At 62.3% G+C, this 19,939-nt stretch carries 17 protein-coding genes; 15 read left to right on the top strand and 2 right to left on the bottom strand.

The window, feature by feature from the left end; translation table 11 throughout:
* Positions 1-16 precede the first annotated feature (16 nt).
* Positions 17-433: a YbaN family protein gene (locus tag QN085_RS05110; protein WP_013971115.1), complete on the top strand. Its 417-nt coding sequence runs from the start codon at positions 17-19 to the stop codon at positions 431-433.
* Here the strand turns inward: QN085_RS05110 and arcD (QN085_RS05105) are convergent.
* Positions 413-1,840 carry an arginine-ornithine antiporter gene (arcD, locus tag QN085_RS05105; RefSeq protein WP_013971114.1) on the bottom strand — a complete coding sequence of 476 codons (1,428 nt, stop codon included), beginning with the start codon at positions 1,838-1,840 and terminating at the stop codon, positions 413-415. The two genes, QN085_RS05110 and arcD (QN085_RS05105), sit on opposite strands and share 21 nt — an antisense overlap.
* A 435-nt stretch (positions 1,841-2,275) precedes the next feature.
* On the opposite strand from arcD (QN085_RS05105), the gene arcD (QN085_RS05100) reads away from it, so the two are divergent.
* The 7 genes from arcD (QN085_RS05100) (at position 2,276) to gltS (ending at position 10,609) form a co-directional block, all read left to right on the top strand.
* Positions 2,276-3,703 (top strand): arginine-ornithine antiporter, encoded by a 1,428-nt coding sequence (gene arcD / locus QN085_RS05100; RefSeq protein WP_015269087.1) that lies wholly within the window; start codon positions 2,276-2,278, stop codon positions 3,701-3,703.
* A gap of 33 nt (positions 3,704-3,736) precedes the next feature.
* Positions 3,737-4,990: an arginine deiminase gene (gene arcA, locus QN085_RS05095; protein ID WP_003257954.1), complete on the top strand. Its 1,254-nt coding sequence runs from the start codon at positions 3,737-3,739 to the stop codon at positions 4,988-4,990.
* Between the two features lie 69 nt (positions 4,991-5,059).
* Positions 5,060-6,070: an ornithine carbamoyltransferase gene (locus QN085_RS05090; RefSeq protein ID WP_013971112.1), complete on the top strand. Its 1,011-nt coding sequence runs from the start codon at positions 5,060-5,062 to the stop codon at positions 6,068-6,070.
* A 181-nt stretch (positions 6,071-6,251) separates the two neighbouring features.
* Positions 6,252-7,181 carry a carbamate kinase gene (arcC, locus tag QN085_RS05085; protein ID WP_003257953.1) on the top strand — a complete coding sequence of 310 codons (930 nt, stop codon included), beginning with the start codon at positions 6,252-6,254 and terminating at the stop codon, positions 7,179-7,181.
* Between the two features lie 55 nt (positions 7,182-7,236).
* Complete coding sequence (locus QN085_RS05080) at positions 7,237-7,605, top strand: DUF5064 family protein (protein WP_013971111.1); 369 nt, start codon at positions 7,237-7,239, stop codon at positions 7,603-7,605.
* A gap of 83 nt (positions 7,606-7,688) precedes the next feature.
* Positions 7,689-9,197 carry a transcriptional regulator GcsR gene (gene gcsR / locus QN085_RS05075; protein WP_013971110.1) on the top strand — a complete coding sequence of 503 codons (1,509 nt, stop codon included), beginning with the start codon at positions 7,689-7,691 and terminating at the stop codon, positions 9,195-9,197.
* Positions 9,198-9,412: 215 nt separating this feature from the next.
* Complete coding sequence (gltS, locus tag QN085_RS05070; RefSeq protein WP_023661114.1) at positions 9,413-10,609, top strand: sodium/glutamate symporter; 1,197 nt, start codon at positions 9,413-9,415, stop codon at positions 10,607-10,609.
* Positions 10,610-10,625: 16 nt separating this feature from the next.
* On the opposite strand, the gene QN085_RS05065 is transcribed toward gltS, so the two are convergent.
* Positions 10,626-11,528, bottom strand: a complete 903-nt coding sequence (locus tag QN085_RS05065) for a LysR family transcriptional regulator (RefSeq protein ID WP_023661115.1) — start codon at positions 11,526-11,528, stop codon at positions 10,626-10,628.
* 118 nt (positions 11,529-11,646) lie between these two features.
* Here QN085_RS05065 and QN085_RS05060 point away from each other — a divergent pair, with 118 nt between their 5' ends.
* From QN085_RS05060 to gcvT, 7 genes are all read left to right on the top strand, one after another.
* Positions 11,647-12,069, top strand: coding sequence for an ester cyclase (locus QN085_RS05060; RefSeq protein WP_015269083.1), 423 nt, complete (start codon positions 11,647-11,649; stop codon positions 12,067-12,069).
* Positions 12,070-12,072: 3 nt separating this feature from the next.
* Positions 12,073-13,116: an SDR family oxidoreductase gene (locus QN085_RS05055; protein ID WP_023661116.1), complete on the top strand. Its 1,044-nt coding sequence runs from the start codon at positions 12,073-12,075 to the stop codon at positions 13,114-13,116.
* A 7-nt stretch (positions 13,117-13,123) separates the two neighbouring features.
* Positions 13,124-13,714: a histidine phosphatase family protein gene (locus QN085_RS05050; protein WP_023661117.1), complete on the top strand. Its 591-nt coding sequence runs from the start codon at positions 13,124-13,126 to the stop codon at positions 13,712-13,714.
* Positions 13,715-13,964: 250 nt separating this feature from the next.
* On the top strand, positions 13,965-14,348 hold the full coding sequence (gcvH, locus tag QN085_RS05045) for a glycine cleavage system protein GcvH (RefSeq protein ID WP_003257943.1): 384 nt from the start codon (positions 13,965-13,967) through the stop codon (positions 14,346-14,348).
* A gap of 11 nt (positions 14,349-14,359) precedes the next feature.
* Positions 14,360-17,215, top strand: coding sequence for an aminomethyl-transferring glycine dehydrogenase (gene gcvP, locus QN085_RS05040; RefSeq protein ID WP_041506242.1), 2,856 nt, complete (start codon positions 14,360-14,362; stop codon positions 17,213-17,215).
* A 148-nt stretch (positions 17,216-17,363) separates the two neighbouring features.
* The gene (locus QN085_RS05035; RefSeq protein WP_023661646.1) at positions 17,364-18,740 is read left to right on the top strand and encodes an L-serine ammonia-lyase; all 1,377 of its coding nucleotides are present in this window, start codon (positions 17,364-17,366) and stop codon (positions 18,738-18,740) included.
* A 27-nt stretch (positions 18,741-18,767) separates the two neighbouring features.
* Complete coding sequence (gene gcvT, locus QN085_RS05030) at positions 18,768-19,889, top strand: glycine cleavage system aminomethyltransferase GcvT (protein ID WP_023661647.1); 1,122 nt, start codon at positions 18,768-18,770, stop codon at positions 19,887-19,889.
* The last annotated feature ends 50 nt before the right edge of the window (positions 19,890-19,939 follow it).

The following is a 19,939-nucleotide window of genomic DNA, read 5'->3' as shown; positions in this document are numbered from 1 at the left end:
TCCATGCAGTGAGACCATGACCCGACCCGCCCGTTCGAAACTCGCCCGCCTGCTGTATGCGACCTTGGCTTACGTGAGCCTGGGCGTGGGCCTGGTCGCGATCGTCATTCCCGGCCTGCCGACCACCGAATTCATCCTGCTGGCTGCCTGGGCGGCCACACGCAGTTCGCCGCGCCTGTCTGCCTGGCTGGAGAACCATCGGCTCTTCGGGCCGATATTGCACAACTGGCGCAATGGCAAGGTGATCCAGCGCCGGGCCAAGGTCAGCGCGACCCTCAGCATGCTGCTGTGCGCGGGCCTGATGCTGACGTTCCTGGAACACCGCTGGCCGGTGTTCCTGGCCATTGCCGGCATGACCCTGGGCAACCTGTGGATCTGGTCCCGCCCCGAGCACGCCCCCTGCCCTGCCCCGTCACAAGCTCAGCAGCCCTGAGTACAGGGCATAGGCCGCCAGCGCGGCACCTGCCAGCACGGCAGCGAAAATCAGCTTTTCCCAAGTGGTGAACAAGGTTTTACCCTGCTCATGCTTGGCCCTGGCGAACAGGATCACGCCCGGGGCGTACAGCAGCGCCGACAGCAGCAGGTACTTCAGCCCGCCGGCGTACAACAGCCACACGGCATATACCAGGGCAACCAGCGCCACCAGCAGGTCCTTGCGGCGCAGGGCCGGCTGCTCGTCGTAGGTTTCTGCACGTACCGCCAACAGCACGGCGTAGGCCGCCGACCACAGGTAGGGCACAAGAATCATCGACGAGGCCAGGTAGATCAGGCTGGTATAGGTACCGGCGGAAAACAGCGTGATCAGCAGGAAGCCCTGGATCATGCAGTTGGTCAGCCACAGGGCGTTGGCCGGTACATGGTTGGCGTTTTCCTTGGCCAGGAAACGCGGCATGGTCTTGTCCCGCGCCGTGGCGTAGAGGATCTCGGCACACAGCAACGCCCACGACAGCAGCGCGCCAAGCAGCGAAACCGCCAGGCCGATACTGATCAACAAGGCACCCCATGGCCCGACGATATGCTCCAGCACCGAAGCCAGTGACGGGTTCTGCAGCCCGGCCAGTTGCGGCTGGGTCATCACCCCCAGCGACAGCACGTTGACCAGCACCAGCAGCGCCAGCACTCCCAGAAAACCGATCACCGTAGCCTTGCCCACATCCGAGCGGCGCTGGGCGCGCCCGGAATACACACTGGCGCCCTCGATGCCGATGAACACGAACACGGTGACCAGCATCATGTTACGCACCTGCTCCAGCACGCTGCCGAACTGCGGGTTGCTCAGGCCCCAGATGTCACGTGTGAAGATATCGGCGCGGAAGGCGAACGCCGCGATCACCACGAAAATCAGCAACGGTACCACCTTGGCGACGGTAGTCACCTGGTTGATGAACGCCGCTTCCTTGATGCCGCGCAGCACCAGGAAATGCACCGCCCAGAGCAGCAGCGAAGCGCAGCCGATGGCGATTGGCGTGTTGCCCTCGCCGAATACCGGGAAGTAGAAACCCAGGGTGCTGAACAGCAGCACGAAGTAGCCGACGTTGCCCAGCCAGGCACTGATCCAGTAGCCCCAGGCCGAGGAAAAACCCATGTACTCGCCAAAGCCGGCCTTGGCGTAGGCGTACACTCCCGAGTCCAGCTCCGGCTTGCGATTGGCCAGGGTCTGGAATACGAAAGCCAGGGCCAACATGCCGACTGCGGTGATACCCCAACCGATCAGCACAGCCCCCACATCGGCACGCGCCGCCATGTTCTGCGGCAACGAGAAGATCCCGCCTCCAATCATCGAGCCGACCACCAATGCGATCAGCGCGCCCAGGCGCAGCTTCTGTCCCGGTTCGCTCATGAGCCTTCCTTTTTTTGCGCACTGTCATGGGCTTGAAACAGCCATGCAGTCCATATAAGTGTTGCTACTTATAATGATCCTGACCAATGAAGCTATAGCACTAATAACTGCTTTGTCTATGCCAGCTTTTGAGTAAAACCTAGCAGCTCCGGAGCAACTAGAAAAGAATCCGATAAAACTCGAAATTCTTGTGAAAAATTTGCGAAAGCGGCAAAAACGGCTAGCGTCAAGCATCGCAGGCTGAACAGAGCGTTTGCTCTAGATGGACATGGAGGTGCCAGCATGCAGGGCCTGCGGCATAAGTTGTCGGCACTCTCCAGGAGCTTCGTGAAGGAATTTTCCTACTTCACGTCGCCATGAACTGACCCAAGTCAGCGAATGGCAGCGGCGTCGGATTTACTCTGTCGTCAACTTTCTCCTGGCAGGAGTTGTTAAATGTCTGATTCATCCGGAAAACTAAAGCTCGGCGCGTTAGTTGCACTTGTCGTCGGTTCGATGATTGGTGGCGGGATCTTCTCGCTGCCGCAAAACATGGCTGCCAGCGCAGGGGTTGGCGCTGTACTGATCGGCTGGGCGATCACCGCGGTCGGCATGCTGACCCTGGCGTTCGTGTTCCAGACCCTGGCCAACCGCAAGCCTGACCTGGATGGCGGGGTGTATGCCTACGCCAAGGCCGGTTTTGGCGACTACATGGGCTTCTCCTCGGCCTGGGGCTACTGGATCAGTGCCTGGCTGGGCAACGTCGGCTACTTCGTGCTGCTGTTCAGTACCCTGGGCTACTTCTTCCCGATCTTCGGCGAAGGCAACACCCCGGCCGCCATCATCGGCGCATCAGTGCTGCTGTGGGCCGTACATTTCCTGGTGCTGCGCGGCATCAAGGAAGCAGCATTCATCAACCTGATCACCACCGTGGCCAAGGTGGTGCCGCTGCTGCTGTTCGCCCTGATCTGCCTGTTCGCCTTCAAGCTCGACATCTTCACCGCCGACATCTGGGCGGTAGGTACGCCAGAGCTGGGCAGCGTGATGAACCAGGTGCGCAACATGATGCTGGTCACCGTGTGGGTGTTCATCGGCATCGAGGGTGCGAGCATCTTCTCGTCGCGGGCGGAAAAACGCTCTGACGTGGGCAAGGCCACGGTCATCGGCTTCGTCACCGTGCTGCTGTTCCTGGTGCTGGTCAACGTGCTGTCGCTGGGCATCATGACCCAACCAGAACTGGCCAAGCTGCAGAACCCGTCGATGGCTGCCGTACTGGAGCATGTGGTCGGCCACTGGGGCGCGGTACTGATCAGCGTCGGCCTGATCATCTCGCTGCTCGGGGCCCTGCTTTCGTGGGTGCTGCTGTGCGCCGAGATCATGTTCGCCGCCGCCAAGGACCATACCATGCCGGAGTTCCTGCGCCGCGAGAACGCCAACCAGGTACCGGCCAACGCCCTGTGGCTGACCAACGCCATGGTGCAGATCTTCCTGGTGATCACACTGTTCTCCAGCAGTACCTACCTGTCGCTGATCTACCTGGCCACCTCGATGATCCTGGTGCCCTACCTGTGGTCGGCCGCCTATGCCTTCCTGCTGGCTCTGCGTAGCGAAACCTACGAGCAGGCCCTGGCCGAACGGCAGAAGGACCTGGTGATCGGTGGTATCGCCCTGTTGTACGCCGTCTGGCTGCTGTACGCCGGTGGCGTGAAATACCTGCTGCTCTCGGCCCTGCTCTACGCACCTGGCGCAATCCTGTTCGCCAAGGCCAAGCGTGAGGTTGGCCAACCTGTCTTCACCAACGTGGAAAAACTGATCTTCGCAGCCGTGGTCATCGGTGCCCTGGTGGCAGCCTTTGGCCTGTACGACGGCTTCCTGACCCTTTGACCCACGTCTTCGTTCAACTGGAGGAATGAAATCATGTCCGCTGAAAAACAGAAGTACGGTGTCCACTCCGAAGCCGGCAAACTGCGCAAAGTGATGGTTTGCTCGCCGGGCCTGGCGCACAAGCGCCTGACGCCGAGCAACTGTGACGAGCTGCTGTTCGACGACGTGATCTGGGTCGACCAGGCCAAGCGTGACCATTTCGACTTTGTCACCAAGATGCGCGAGCGTGGCGTGGATGTGCTGGAGATGCACAACCTGCTGACCGACATCGTCCAGCAACCCGAAGCACTGAAGTGGATCCTCGATCGCAAGATCACCTCCGACACCGTCGGTGTCGGCCTGACCAATGAAGTGCGAAGCTGGCTCGAAGGCCTCGAGCCACGCCATCTGGCCGAGTTTCTGATCGGCGGCGTGGCAGGCCAGGACTTGCCGGAAAGCGAAGGCGCCAGCGTGGTCAAGATGTACAACGACTACCTGGGCCACTCCAGCTTCATCCTGCCACCGTTGCCCAACACCCAGTTCACCCGTGACACCACCTGCTGGATCTATGGCGGCGTCACGCTCAACCCGATGTACTGGCCGGCGCGCCGCCAGGAAACCCTGTTGACCACCGCCATCTACAAGTTCCACAAGGAGTTCACCGGCGCCGACTTCCAGGTGTGGTACGGCGACCCGGACAAGGACCACGGCAACGCTACCCTCGAAGGCGGTGACGTGATGCCGATCGGCAAAGGCATCGTGCTGATCGGCATGGGCGAGCGCACCTCGCGCCAGGCCATCGGCCAGTTGGCGCAAAACCTGTTCGCCAAGGGCGCGGTGGAAAAAGTCATCGTCGCCGGCCTGCCAAAATCCCGCGCTGCCATGCACCTGGACACCGTGTTCAGCTTCTGCGACCGCGACCTGGTAACGGTCTTCCCGGAAGTGGTGAAAGAGATCGTGCCGTTCATCATCCGCCCGGACGAAAGCAAGCCTTACGGCATGGACGTGCGCCGCGAGAACAAGTCGTTCATCGAGGTGGTGGGCGAGCAGCTTGGGGTCAAGCTGCGCGTGGTCGAAACCGGTGGCAACAGCTTTGCCGCCGAGCGCGAACAGTGGGATGACGGCAACAACGTGGTGGCCATGGAACCGGGCGTGGTCATTGGCTACGACCGCAACACCTACACCAATACCCTGCTACGCAAAGCCGGGATCGAGGTCATCACCATCAGTGCCGGCGAACTGGGCCGGGGCCGGGGTGGCGGCCACTGCATGACCTGCCCGATCGTGCGCGACCCGATCGACTACTAACGACCATTACCCCCGGCCGCCCTCATAAAGCGGCGGCCGGTGCGTTCACCAAACTCAAGGAGAAAAGTCATGGCGTTCAATATTCACAACCGCAACCTGCTCAGCCTGGAACACCACACCACCCGTGAGCTGCGCTACCTGCTGGACCTGTCCCGCGACCTCAAGCGTGCCAAGTACACCGGCACCGAGCAGCAGCACCTGAAGGGCAACAACATCGCGCTGATCTTCGAAAAAACCTCTACCCGTACCCGCTGCGCCTTCGAAGTGGCCGCCTATGACCAGGGCGCCAATGTCACCTACATCGACCCGACCTCCTCGCAGATCGGCCACAAGGAAAGCATGAAGGATACTGCCCGCGTGCTCGGGCGCATGTACGACGCCATCGAGTACCGGGGCTTCAAGCAGGAAATCGTCGAAGAGCTGGCCAAGTTCGCCGGCGTTCCGGTGTTCAACGGCCTGACCGACGAATACCACCCAACCCAGATGATCGCCGACGTGCTGACCATGCGTGAGCACAGCGACAAGCCCCTGCACGACATCAGCTACGCCTACCTGGGCGACGCCCGCAACAACATGGGCAACTCGCTGCTGCTGATCGGCGCCAAGCTTGGCATGGACGTACGCATCGCCGCGCCCAAGGCGCTGTGGCCGCATGACGACCTGGTCGAACGTTGCCACAAGTACGCCGAGGAAAGCGGCGCACGCATCACCCTCACCGAAGACCCGGTTGCCGCGGTCAAGGGTGTGGACTTCGTGCACACCGACGTGTGGGTATCGATGGGTGAGCCGATCGAAGCCTGGGGTGAGCGCATCAAGCTGCTCAAGCCGTATCAGGTGAATGCACAGCTGATGAAGTCCACCGGCAACCCGCGGACCAAGTTCATGCACTGCCTGCCGGCGTTCCACAACTCCGAAACCAAGGTAGGCAAGCAGATCGCCGAACAGTACCCGGACCTGGCCAACGGTATCGAAGTGACCGACGACGTCTTCGAGTCGCCGGCCTGCATCGCCTTCGAGCAGGCGGAAAACCGCATGCACACGATCAAGGCGATCCTGGTGTCGACACTGGCTGACCTGTAAAGGCTGACTCGGCAAGCCGGGCAACCCGAACCCCGTGTGGGAGCGGGTTTACCCGCGAATGCGTCAGTAGCACCAGCCGCGTTGCATGGGCTGACGCTTTCGCGGGTAAACCCGCTCCCACAAGGGGCGGCGATACCGGACGAGAGCAGCGCTCCCTTCTTTTCGTTAAAGGACATTCCCCATGCGTATCGTTGTTGCATTGGGCGGCAACGCCCTGCTGCGTCGCGGCGAGCCCATGACCGCTGATAACCAGCGGGCCAATATTCGCACCGCCACCGAACAGATCGCCAAGATCCACCCAGGCAACGAGCTTGTCATAGCCCACGGCAACGGCCCGCAAGTTGGCCTGCTATCGCTGCAGGGCCTGTCCTACAAGCCCGACGAGGCCTACCCGCTGGACGTGCTGGGGGCCGAGACCGAGGGCATGATCGGCTACATGATCGAACAGGAACTGGGCAACTTGCTGGCCTTCGAAGTGCCGTTCGCCACCCTGCTGACCCAGGTCGAAGTGGACGCCAACGACCCCGCCTTCAAGGACCCGACCAAGTTCATCGGCCCGGTCTATGGCAAGGAAGAGGCCGAGCGCCTGGCCAAGGAAAAGGGTTGGGTGGTCAAGGCCGACGGCGACAAGTACCGCCGAGTGGTGGCCAGCCCGAAACCCAAACGCATCTTCGAGATCCGCCCGATCAAGTGGCTGCTGGAAAAGAGCAGCATCGTGATTTGCGCCGGCGGCGGCGGCATCCCCACCATGTACGATGAGAACCGCAAGCTCAAGGGCATCGAGGCGGTGATCGACAAGGACCTGTGCTCGGCCCTGCTGGCAGAGCAGCTGGACGCCGACCTACTGATCATTGCCACCGACGTCGATGCGGCCTATGTTGACTGGGGCAAGCCCACACAAAAGGCCATTGCCCAGGCCCACCCCGACGAACTCGAACGCCTTGGCTTCGCCGCTGGCTCCATGGGGCCGAAGGTGCAGGCCGCCTGCGACTTTGCCCGCAACACCGGCAAAGTGGCAGTGATCAGTTCGCTGGAGAACATCGAAGACATCGTCAAAGGCACCGCCGGCACGCGCGTTTCCACCGCGAAGCCGGGGATCAGCTACCGTTGAATGCAGTAGGCGGGCGCCAGCGTCCGCCATTTTCGACCTTCCAAAGGAGCTTGCCATGGCCCAGTACCAACCCGGTCATGTACACATCGAGCGCACCGCGCTGAACCAGAATGACCACAGCTATGACCTGAACATCGAATACGAGGCAGTGTCGGACCCCAAGGAAGGTAGAGGCATCCAGTTCAAGATGCATGGCAGCATCGAAGGCAAGCCAGTGGAAGAAAAGTTCTTCCTGGCCAAGGACCAGGTATTGCCCAGCTTCCTCATGCAACTGAGCCGAAGGGCGCAGTCGTACCTGAAGCCACCGAAGAAATTCGAGAGCCTGAGCTCGCCGCACAAGCTTTATGACCATATGTTCGCGGACATTCGCGAAAAGCTGGATGTGAAATCGGGCGACCCGATCAAGCCTGAACATCTGGAGTGATTTCAAGAACCGGGGCCGCAAAGCGGCCCCGACAATGTTGAGGCATACTACCGCCCTCCCCCAGCCACAACCGCACCCTCCCCATGCGCATCCACGTCAGCTTCATCGACCGCGTCGGCATCACCCAGGAAGTCCTCGCCCTGCTCGGTGCCCGCAACCTCAACCTGGACGCCGTGGAGATGGTCCCGCCGAACGTCTACATCGACGCCCCTACCCTCAGCCCCGCCGTGCTCGAAGAACTGCACGACGCGCTGTTCGAGGTACATGGCGTGCAATCGGTGGACGTGGTCGACATCCTCCCTGGCCAACGCCGGCACCTGCAGCTCGATGCCCTGCTGGCGGCGATGAGCGACCCGGTGCTGGCCGTGGACAGTGCCGGCAAGGTGCTGCTGGCCAACCCGGCGCTGATCGAACTGTGCGGCCGCGAATCGGCCGGGCGCTCGGTGGGTGAGCTGTTCGGCGACCCGGCGCTGCTGCAGGCCCTGCTGGACAACAACTTCCACCTGCCCATGCGCGAGATGCAGCTCAACGGCCAGAGCCTGTTGCTGGACGCCATGCCGATCACCAACGCCGGTGGCCTGCTGACACTGTATCCGCCTACGCGCATGGGCGAACGCCTGTCGGCCCTGCACCACGACCATGCCGAAGGCTTCGATGCCTTGCTCGGCGAGTCACCGGCCATCCGCACCCTCAAGGCCCGCGCCCTGCGCGTGGCGGCGCTCGATGCACCGCTGCTGGTGCATGGCGAAACCGGCACCGGCAAAGAACTGGTAGCCCGCGCCTGCCACGCCATCAGCAGCCGCCATGCGGCGCCATTCCTGGCCCTGAACTGTGCCGCGCTGCCCGAGAGCCTGGCCGAAAGCGAACTGTTCGGCTACGCCCCCGGGGCCTTCACCGGTGCGCAACGGGGCGGCAAGCCCGGGTTGATGGAGCTGGCCAACCAGGGCACGGTGTTCCTCGATGAAATCGGCGAGATGTCGCCATACCTGCAGGCCAAGCTGCTGCGCTTTCTCAGCGATGGCAGCTTCCGCCGGGTGGGTGGTGACCGCGAAGTGAAGGTGGATGTACGCATCATCAGCGCCACCCACCGTGACCTGGAGCGCATGGTCGCCGAAGGCAGCTTCCGCGAAGACCTGTTCTACCGCCTGAACGTGCTCAATCTGCAAGTGCCACCGCTGCGCGACCGCGGCCAGGACATCCTGATGCTGGCGCATTTCTTCATGCAGCAGGCCTGCACGCAGATCCAGCGCCCACCCTGCAGGCTGACCCCGGCTACCCATTCGGCACTGCTGGCCAACCCTTGGCCGGGCAATGTGCGCCAGTTGCAGAACGTGATATTCCGCGCCGCAGCCATCTGCGAGGGCAACCTGGTGGATATTGGTGACCTGGACATCGCCGGCACCTCGGTGGCCCGTGGTCAGGACGGCGAAGTGGCCAGCCTGGAACAGGCCGTGGGCGATTTCGAGCGCGAGCTGCTGCAACGTCTGTACGCCAGCTACCCATCGACGCGGCAACTGGCCGGGCGCTTGCAAACTTCACATACCGCCATTGCGCAGCGCCTGCGCAAATATGGAATACCGGGCAAAGCCTGATACCTGTGGAAGCTGGCTTGCCTGCGATGGGCCGCAAAGCGGCCCCTGATAGTTATTGTAATAACACGGTTGTTATTCAGGCTTTTCCTACGCCAGTGAAAGACACTCTCCCACGTATGCCTCGTAGAATGGTGACAGTGTATTCCCACCTGTCACCCCACTTTTCCGCCCCATAGCGGGAAGTGGTCCGCTACTGGATATAACGAGAGCACCTGATGTTTGAACTCGATTTTTACGGGACGCTTGTAGCCGCCTCTTTGGTACTGTTATTGGGGCGCGGCCTGGTCGCGCGTATTGGTTTCCTGCGCACTTACAATATTCCGGAACCTGTCGCTGGCGGCCTGGTAGTGGCCTTGGCGTTCCTGGGGTTGCGCAGTTTCGATATCCACGTGCAATTCGATACTTCACTGCAAACTCCTCTGATGCTGGCATTCTTCGCCACCATCGGTTTGAGTGCAGACTTCGCCAGCCTGAAAAAAGGTGGCCGCGTGGTTACCGTGTTCCTGCTGGTGGTAACCGGCTTGCTGCTGGTCCAGAACGCCATGGGCATCGGCCTGGCAACGGCACTGGGGCTCGACCCGCTGATGGGCCTGCTGGCCGGCTCTATTACCTTGTCCGGCGGCCACGGTACAGGCGCCGCGTGGGGGGCCACTTTCACCGAAAAGTTCGGTCTGGCGTCGGCCTCCGAACTGGCAATGGCATCAGCTACCTTCGGCCTGGTACTGGGTGGCCTTATTGGTGGCCCGGTCGCCCGGTTGCTGATCAGACGGGTAACGACACCTGGTATCGAAGAACCAGCACCACAACTGCCCAAGGGTTTCGAACAACCAGACAAAGAGCGCCTGATTACACCGTTTTCATTTATCGAAACACTGGCGCTGATCGCTGTCAGTTTGCTCGCAGGCTCGTTACTTAACGGTTTGCTGAAAGGCACTGCGTTTGAACTGCCAACGTTCGTTTGCGTGTTGTTTGTGGGCGTGGTGTTGCGAAACGGCCTTTCGGCGCTCGGCTTTTATCAAGTATTCGAACGGGAAGTCTCGGTATTGGGCAATGTGAGTTTGTCGTTATTCCTGGCCATTGCCTTGATGTCGCTCAAGTTGTGGGACCTTTCAGCGCTGGCATTACCATTCTTTGCATTGCTCGCCGCACAGACATTGGTCATGGCACTGTTCGCGATATTCGTCACGTTCCGGGTCATGGGCCGCAACTATGATGCAGCGGTACTGGCTGCCGGGCACTGTGGTTTCGGCCTGGGTGCAACGCCAACGGCAATCGCCAACATGCAAGCGGTGACCCAGCGCTACGGAGCCTCGCGCATTGCCTTCCTGGTGGTGCCGATGGTGGGGGCATTCTTCATCGACATCATCAATGTCATCGTCATCAAGCTGTATCTGGCGTTGCCGTTCTTTTGAGCCAGACGCTGAACGCTCAGCCGGTATGTTGCTGCGCCAGGTCCTGCCCAGAATCCGTAGACAGGGCCTGGTGCAGCATTTCCTCCAGGATCGAGAAAAAGCACTTTATGTGAGGCTGCTTCAATGCCTGTGGCCGGGTCACCATGTAGACCTCCAAATCTGGAAGGGGAAGGTCGACGAACAACTCGATCAAATCCTTGGCCAGAATCCGGGGCAGTACCGCCACCCCCATGCCTCGTCTCACCGATTCGAGCTGTGCGCTGAACGAGGTCACGCGGATCGGCGCACGTTCCAGCCCCCCCGCCTTTGCCGCACGTACTTGCGGCAACACGTCCAGCGGCGGAAGCAGGCCGATATTGACCGCCGTCGCAGGGGTAACCCCCGGAAAACGGTGCAGGTAACCAGCAGCGGCGAACACACCATAGCCAAGCCGGCCTATCGGCCGATAAATCAGTGAGGGCTCACCCAGATGGGCCGTGCGCACGGCAATGTCCGCCACACCCCGGACGATCTTGTGGAAGTCGGCGGTCACGGTCAACTCCACCGAGCAACCCGGGTGTAGTCCGGTGAAGCGATTGGCCGCCTCCAGTACGCAAGTCGAGAAGCCTTCCCCTGCGCTCACCTGCACAGTGCCAGAGAGTTCGCAAGGCAGCTCGGCTGCGCCAGCAGGCGTCTGGCGCCGTAGCCCAGCTTCTGCTGCCTGGGCCACTTCGACCAGCGATTGACCGCGCGAGGTCAGCCTGCATCCCTCTACGCCCCGCTCGACAAGCGGCTCGCCCAATGCAGCCTCAAGCTGGGTCAGGCGACGCGAAACGGTCGATGGTGCAATACCCAGCAACTCGCCAGCGCGAAGAAAGCTGCCACGCCGCGATACGGCCAATAGCAGCCGAAGATCGTCCCAGTTTTCCTGCAATGCCATATGTGCCGGCCTCTCCCTGGTCTGCAAATTCGCAAACCCACTATGCAGTAGGCGCTGTTTTTCGACAGCAAGCGCGGGAGTATACCTTGGGCCCCTCTGAACAAATGGAATGGATTGCATGATGACGAGCCCCAAGGACTATGCCCAACGCGCCGCCAATGCCTTTAACCAGCGTGATGTGCAAGGGCTGCTGGCACTAGTCGACGAAGACTTCGTGTACCTGGACGGCATGACGACCCAAACCGGGCGCGAAGCCATGCGCGCGCGGGAGATGGCGCTGTTCAGCGCACTCCCTGATGCCCAGGTGGCCCTGACCCCATTCATGGTCTCGGACGATCGGCTGGCAATGACCGCCGTCCTGACCGGCACCTTCACTGCCCCACTGCTGCTGCCAGCAGGCGTGATCGTTCCGGCCCATGGGCGTCGGATTTGCGTGCACTATGCGGCGCACTTCACCTTCAGAAATGGCCTGGCCATCCGTGAAGCGGTGTTTTTCGACAGTGCCATGTTGAAGCCATCTGCCGAACAGAGCGAGGGTTGAGCCATGCGCAATGTGTTCGTTACCGGAGCAACCGGCTTGCTGGGCAACAACCTGGTCCGTGAACTGGTCGCTCATGGCTACACGGTCAAAGGGCTGGTGCGGTCAAGAGCAAAGGGGGAACAGCAGTTCGGTGATGTGCCCGAAGTGGAGCTGGTCGAAGGCGACATGGCCGATGTCGACGCCTTCGCGGCATCGCTGCGCGGCTGCGACACGGTGTTCCATACTGCGGCGTTCTTTCGTGACAACTACAAAGGCGGCAGCCATTGGCAAGCACTCGAGCAGATCAATGTGACCGGTACCCGCCGCCTGCTGGAACAGGCCTACCTGGCCGGCATCCGGCGGTTTATCCATACCTCGTCCATTGCAGTGCTCGACGGGGCACCAGGCACGTCGATCGATGAGACATGCCTGCGGGCCGAAGCAGATGCAGATGACTACTACCGCAGCAAGATCCTCGCCGACCGCGTCGTGACTGAGTTTCTCGATGCCTGCCCCGACATGCACGCCTGCATGGTGCTCCCCGGCTGGATGTGGGGCCCTGGCGACATCGGCCCTACGTCGTCCGGGCAACTGGTCAACGATGTCGTGCACGGCAAACTGCCTGGCTTGATCCCGGGCAGTTTCTCGGTGGTCGATGCCCGCGATGTGGCTTTGGCGCACATTGCAGCAGCCACGCAAGGACGAAGTGGCGAACGCTACCTGGCCGCCGGGCGGCATATGACCATGGCTGAACTGGTACCAATAGTGGGCCGTCTGGCAGGCGTACGAACGCCAGCCCGGCATTTACCGTTGCCGTTGTTGTTCTGCCTGGCCGCAGTGCAGGAAATGTATGCGCGGCTTACCGGCAAGCCCATCCTGCTAAGCTTGGCCACACTGCGCCTGCTGGTACGGGAAAAGGATCGTACGCGTTTCAACCACAGCAAAAGTGAACACGCGCTTGGCCTGAGCTTTCGGGCGCTGGAGCTGACAATCGCCGATACCGTGGCGTGGTATCGTGATCACGGCTGGTTTGAACAACAGGGCGCGCCCACCAGGACAAGGAAGTAGTTACACCATGACCGCGGAAATAATCTTGATGCGCCACGGCCAGCCAGCACTGGTTACAAGCAACAAAGTGTCAGCGCTGGATATGAAGGACTGGTTCGAAGGCTACAACCGCGCCGAAATTACCGACCAGCCCGTCCCGACCGCCAGCCTGCAGCTCGCCGCAACGGCGAGGGTGATTGTCTCGAGCACAGCGCCACGTGCATTGAGCTCGCTGCAGGCGCTCGGTCTTGAGCCCAGCCACGTCGATGCGCTTTTTTGTGAAGCGCACCTGCCGTATGGCCAATGGAAGTTGCCTCGACTTTCACCGTTTACCTGGGCATTCATCCTTCGCCTCCTGTGGTTGTGTGGTTACTCGCGCAATGTCGAAACGGTCAGCGGTGCCAGGCTTCGCGCCAGCATGGCAGCACAACGGCTGTTATCACTTGCAAGCGAAGGGCCGGTACTGCTGCTAGGTCACGGTTTCATGAACCGGATGATTGCCAAGGAGCTCATTGCAAAGGGCTGGACTCGCCAAAACCAGAACGGCAGCCGTTATTGGAGCGCGGATGTTTTTAGCCGCAAAGACTGGCACCCCGCAGGCAACGCCGTATCGATTTAAATACACCGTATTCAAATCGATACACACCCATTCCGATACGGCGGTGCAAGGGTTTGATCCCCAAACCCTTTTTCATCCCCCTCCCGCTGTAGCGTTTTCATTCCACAAGTATGACAAACTGAATACGTAAAATAATTAACATATTGATTTATAACGTTTTTTAACGATTGGCCGCATTTTTGCTAAGGGAATCCCAACCCCAAGAGCGCGGAGCCACCGCGCCTAACGCCCTGCTTCCCGAGGATTCCCCATGAGCGAGTTGCGTTTCACTGAAGATCACGAATGGCTGCGCGTCGAAGCCGATGGCAGCGTTACCGTGGGCATCACCGCCTACGCCCAGAATGCCCTTGGCGATGTGGTTTTCGTGCAACTGCCAGAGTTGCAGCAGTATGAGAAAGGCAGCGAAGCGTCCACCGTCGAGTCGGTCAAGGCCGCCAGCGGTGTGTACATGCCCCTGACCGGCGAAGTGGTCCAGATCAACGACCAACTCGAAGACAGCCCGGAACTGGTCAACGAAGACCCGATGGGCGAAGGCTGGTTCTTCCGCTTCATTCCCGCCGATGCCAGCGCCGTGGCCGCCCTGCTCGACCAGGACGCCTACGACCGCCTGATCAAAGCCAACGACGACGCCTGAGGAACCCCGCCATGACTATCAACCTCGGCACCGCCAACGAATTCATCGCCCGCCACATCGGCCCGCGCGCCGCTGACGAGCAAGCCATGCTGGCCGCCCTCGGCTTCGACTCGCTGGAAGCCATGACCGCCGCCGTCATTCCCGACAGCATCAAAGGCACCAGCGTGCTCGGCTCGCACGACGGCCAAAGCGAAGCCGACGCCCTTGCCGCGCTCAAGGCCATCGCCGGCAAAAACCAGCTGTTCAAGAGCTACATCGGCCAGGGCTACTACAACACCCACACTCCGGCGCCGATCCTGCGCAACCTGCTGGAAAACCCGGCCTGGTACACCGCCTATACCCCGTACCAGCCAGAAATTTCCCAGGGCCGCCTGGAAGCGCTGCTGAACTTCCAGACCCTGATCAGCGACCTGACCGGCCTGCCGATCGCCAACGCCTCCCTGCTCGACGAAGCCACCGCTGCGGCCGAGGCCATGACCTTCTGCAAGCGCCTGTCGAAGAACAAGGCCAGCCACGCCTTCTTCGCCTCCGTGCACTGCCACCCGCAAACCCTCGACGTGCTGCGCACCCGTGCCGAGCCGCTGGGTATCGAGATAGTGGTCGGCGACGAACGCGAGCTGGGCGATGTCAGCGCCTTCTTCGGCGCCCTGCTGCAATACCCGGCCAGCAACGGTGAAGTGTTCGACTACCGCGAAGTGGTCGAGCGCTTCCACGCCGCCAACGCCCTGGTCGCCGTGGCCGCCGACCTGCTGGCCCTGACCCTGCTGACCCCGCCGGGCGAGTTTGGCGCCGACGTGGCCATCGGCAGCGCCCAGCGCTTCGGTGTGCCGCTGGGCTTTGGTGGCCCGCACGCGGCCTACTTCTCCACCCGTGACGCATTCAAGCGCGACATGCCAGGCCGCCTGGTCGGCGTGTCGATCGACCGCTTCGGCAAGACCGCCCTGCGCCTGGCCATGCAGACCCGCGAACAGCACATCCGCCGCGAAAAGGCCACCAGCAACATCTGCACCGCCCAGGTGCTGCTGGCCAACATCGCCAGCATGTTCGCCGTGTACCACGGCCCGGCCGGCCTCAAGCGCATCGCCGAACGTACCCATGCCCTGACCGCGATCCTGGCCGCCGGCCTGAAGACGCTGGGCGTGCAGGTAGTGGGCGCCAGCGCCTTCGACACCCTGACCCTGGCCACCGGCAGCGCCACTGCCAGCCTGCATGACAAGGCCCGCGCCCAGGGCATCAACCTGCGCCAGATCGACGCTGCCCACGTGGGCCTGTCGCTGGACGAAACCACTAGCCAGGCCGATGTCGAGAGCCTGTGGCAACTGATCGGTGGCGACCAGGCCCAGCCGGACTTCAACGCGCTGGCCGCCAGCACCGGCTCGCTGCTGCCTGCCGCCCTGCTGCGCCAGTCGGCCATCCTCTCGCACCCGGTATTCAACCGCTACCACAGCGAAACCGAGCTGATGCGCTACCTGCGCCGCCTTGCCGACAAGGACCTGGCGCTGGATCGCAGCATGATCCCGCTGGGCTCGTGCACCATGAAGCTGAACGCCGCCAGCGAAATGATCCCGGTCACCTGGGCCGAGTTCGGCAACCTGCACCCGTTCGCCCCGGCCGAGCAGAGCCAGGGCTACCTGCAGATGACCACCGAGCTGGAAGCCATGCTCTGCGCCGCCACCGGCTACGACGCCGTGTCGCTGCAGCCCAACGCCGGTTCCCAGGGCGAGTACGCAGGCCTGCTGGCCATCCGCGCCTACCACCGTAGCCGTGGCGAAGGCCACCGCGACATCTGCCTGATCCCGTCGTCGGCCCACGGCACCAACCCGGCAACCGCGCACATGGCCGGCATGCGCGTGGTGGTCACCGCCTGTGATGCCCGCGGCAACGTCGATGTCGAGGACCTGCGCGCCAAGGCCATCGAGCACCGCGAGCGCCTGGCCGCGATCATGATCACCTACCCGTCGACCCACGGCGTATTCGAGGAAGCGATCGGCGAAATCTGCGCGATCATCCACGACAACGGTGGCCAGGTGTACATCGACGGCGCCAACATGAACGCCATGGTCGGCCTGTGCGCCCCGGGCAAGTTCGGCGGCGACGTTTCCCACCTGAACCTGCACAAGACCTTCTGCATCCCGCACGGCGGTGGCGGCCCGGGCGTCGGCCCGATCGGTGTCAAGTCGCACCTGGCGCCGTTCCTGCCCGGCCACGCGCAGCTGGAAAACACCGAGGGCGCGGTTTGTGCCGCGCCGTTCGGCAGCGCCAGCATCCTGCCGATCACCTGGATGTATATCCGCATGATGGGCGGTGCCGGTCTCAAGCGTGCCTCGCAGATGGCGATCCTCAACGCCAACTACATCGCCCGTCGCCTGGAAGAGCACTATCCTGTTCTGTATACCGGCGGCAATGGCCTGGTGGCCCACGAGTGCATCCTCGACCTGCGCCCGCTGAAGGACACCAGCGGCATCAGCGTCGACGACGTGGCCAAGCGCCTGATCGACTTCGGCTTCCACGCCCCGACCATGTCCTTCCCGGTGGCGGGCACGCTGATGATCGAACCGACCGAAAGCGAGTCCAAGGAAGAACTGGACCGCTTCTGCGACGCGATGATCCAGATCCGCGAAGAAATTCGCGCGGTCGAGAACGGCAGCCTGGACAAGGACGACAACCCGCTGAAGAACGCCCCGCACACTGCGGCCGAGCTGGTTGGCGAATGGGCCCATGGCTACAGCCGCGAGCAGGCGGTGTACCCGCTGCCAAGCCTGGTGGAAGGCAAGTACTGGCCGCCGGTCGGTCGGGTCGACAACGTGTTCGGCGACCGCAACCTGGTGTGCGCCTGCCCGTCGATCGAGAGCTATCAGGACGCCTGATAGCCCTTCCCCCGCCACCTGGCTTGGGTGGCGGCCTGTGGGAGCGGGTTTACCCGCGAATGAGATGGTGGCTCTACCGCCGCATTCGCGGGTAAACCCGCTCCCACAGGGTTCACCGTCCGCCCAATCAACCTGGCAGGAGGTCACCATGTCTTTGAGCGTCTTCGACCTGTTCAAGATCGGCATCGGCCCCTCCAGCTCGCACACGGTCGGCCCGATGCGCGCCGCCGCGCGTTTCGCCGAAGGGCTGCGTCGTGATGGCCTGCTCGCCCGCACGGTTAGCGTCAAGGCCGAGCTGTACGGCTCGCTCGGCGCCACCGGCAAGGGCCACGGCAGCGACAAGGCCGTGCTGCTGGGCCTTGAAGGCGAACACCCCGATGTCATCGACACCGACACCATCCCTGCCCGCCTGCAGGCCATCCGCGACAGCGGTCGGCTGAACCTGCTCGGCGAGCACAGCATCGCGTTCATCGAAAAGCAGCACCTGGCGATGATCCGCAAGCCGCTGGACTACCACCCCAACGGCATGATCTTCCGCGCCTTCGACGAGGCCGGCCTGCAAATCCGCAGCCGCGAGTATTACTCGGTGGGCGGCGGTTTCGTGGTCGACCAGGACGCTGCCGGCCACGACCGCATCGTCGAGGACAGCACACCGCTGACCTACCCGTTCAAGACCGCCAAGGAGCTGCTCGGCCATTGCACCGGGCAAAACCTGTCGATCAGCCAGGTAATGCTGGCCAACGAGGCGGCTTGGCGCCCCGAGGCGGAAACCCGTGCCAGGCTGCTGCGCATCTGGCAGGTGATGCAGGACTGCGTCGAAGCCGGTTGCCAGCATGAAGGCATCCTGCCGGGCGGGCTGAAGGTCAAGCGCCGGGCGCCGGCGTTGTACCGCCAACTGAGCCGCAACCCGGAAGCCAGCTTGCGCGATGCCCTGTCGGTGCTCGACTGGGTCAACCTCTATGCACTGGCAGTGAACGAGGAAAACGCCTACGGCGGGCGCGTGGTCACCGCGCCGACCAACGGCGCGGCGGGCATTGTCCCGGCGGTGCTGCACTACTACATGCGCTTCGTACCGGGAGCCAACGAGGACGGGGTGGTGCGGTTTCTGCTCACCGCCGCGGCCATCGGCATCCTGTACAAGGAAAACGCCTCCATCTCCGGTGCCGAAGTAGGCTGCCAGGGCGAGGTCGGCGTGGCCTGTTCGATGGCCGCCGGGGCGCTGTGCGAGGTGATGGGTGGCAGCGTGCAACAGGTGGAAAACGCTGCCGAAATCGGCATGGAACACAACCTGGGCCTGACCTGCGACCCGATTGGCGGGCTGGTCCAGGTGCCTTGCATCGAGCGCAACGCCATGGGCTCGGTGAAGGCGATCAACGCGGTGCGCATGGCCTTGCGCGGCGACGGGCAGCACTACGTGTCGCTCGACAAGGTCATCCGCACCATGCGCCAGACCGGCGCCGACATGAAAAGCAAATACAAAGAGACCGCCCGTGGCGGCCTGGCCGTCAACATCATCGAATGTTGACCCGACAACAACAGCAAGGAGTCACCGATGTCCGAAACACTGCTCAAGACCCCACTGCACGCCCTGCACCTGGAACTGGGTGCGCGCATGGTGCCGTTCGCCGGCTATGACATGCCGGTGCAGTACCCGTTGGGCGTGCTCAAGGAACACCTGCACACGCGCGAGCAGGCCGGCCTGTTCGATGTCTCGCACATGGGCCAGATCACCCTGCGCGGCACCGATGCCGCCAAGGCCCTGGAAAGCCTGGTGCCGGTGGATATCATCGACCTGCCGGTGGGCATGCAGCGCTATGCCATGTTCACCAATGAGCAAGGCGGCATCCTCGACGACCTGATGGTTGCCAACCTGGGCGACGACACGCTGTTCCTTGTGGTCAACGCCGCCTGCAAGGACCAGGACCTGGCCCACCTGCAAGCGCACATCGGCAGCCGTTGCGAGGTGCAGCCGCTGTTCGAGCAACGCGCACTGCTGGCCCTGCAAGGCCCGGCAGCGGTCAAGGTGCTGGAGCGCCTGGCCCCGGAAGTGGCCGGCATGACCTTCATGCAGTTCCGCCCGGTGAAACTGCTGGGCGAAGACTGCTTTGTCAGCCGCTCAGGCTACACCGGCGAAGACGGCTACGAAATCTCGGTACCGGCACTTGCCGCCGAAGCCCTGGCCCGCCGCCTGCTGGCAGAGCCCGAAGTACAACCGATCGGCCTGGGTGCGCGTGACTCGCTGCGCCTGGAAGCCGGCCTGTGCCTGTATGGCCACGACATGAATACCGAAACCACGCCGGTGGAAGCCAGCCTGCTGTGGGCTATTTCCAAGGTTCGCCGTGCCGATGGCGCGCGTGCCGCCGGCTTCCCGGGTGCCGAAGCCATCTTCGCCCATCAGCGTGATGGTGTGGCGCGCAAACGTGTGGGCCTGTTGCCGCAGGAGCGTACCCCAGTACGTGAAGGCGCGGATATTGTCGATGCAAACGATAAACCTGTAGGCAAAGTGTGCAGCGGCGGCTTTGGCCCGACACTCGGTGCACCTGTAGCAATGGGTTATATCGATAGTGAACATACCGCTATCGACACCCCACTGTTTGCCGTGGTGCGTGGCAAGAAGGTTGCCTTGAAAGTCAGCAAAATGCCTTTTGTGGCACAACGTTACTACCGGGGCTGAAGCCGCTTTGTGAAGGTTGCGGGCAGGTTCGACATATTCGTTTTCGAACC

Source organism: Pseudomonas sp. M2(2023) (assembly GCF_030263955.1).
Classification (GTDB): domain Bacteria; phylum Pseudomonadota; class Gammaproteobacteria; order Pseudomonadales; family Pseudomonadaceae; genus Aquipseudomonas; species Aquipseudomonas asiatica.
This window is presented reverse-complemented; position numbering and strand designations above follow the sequence as displayed.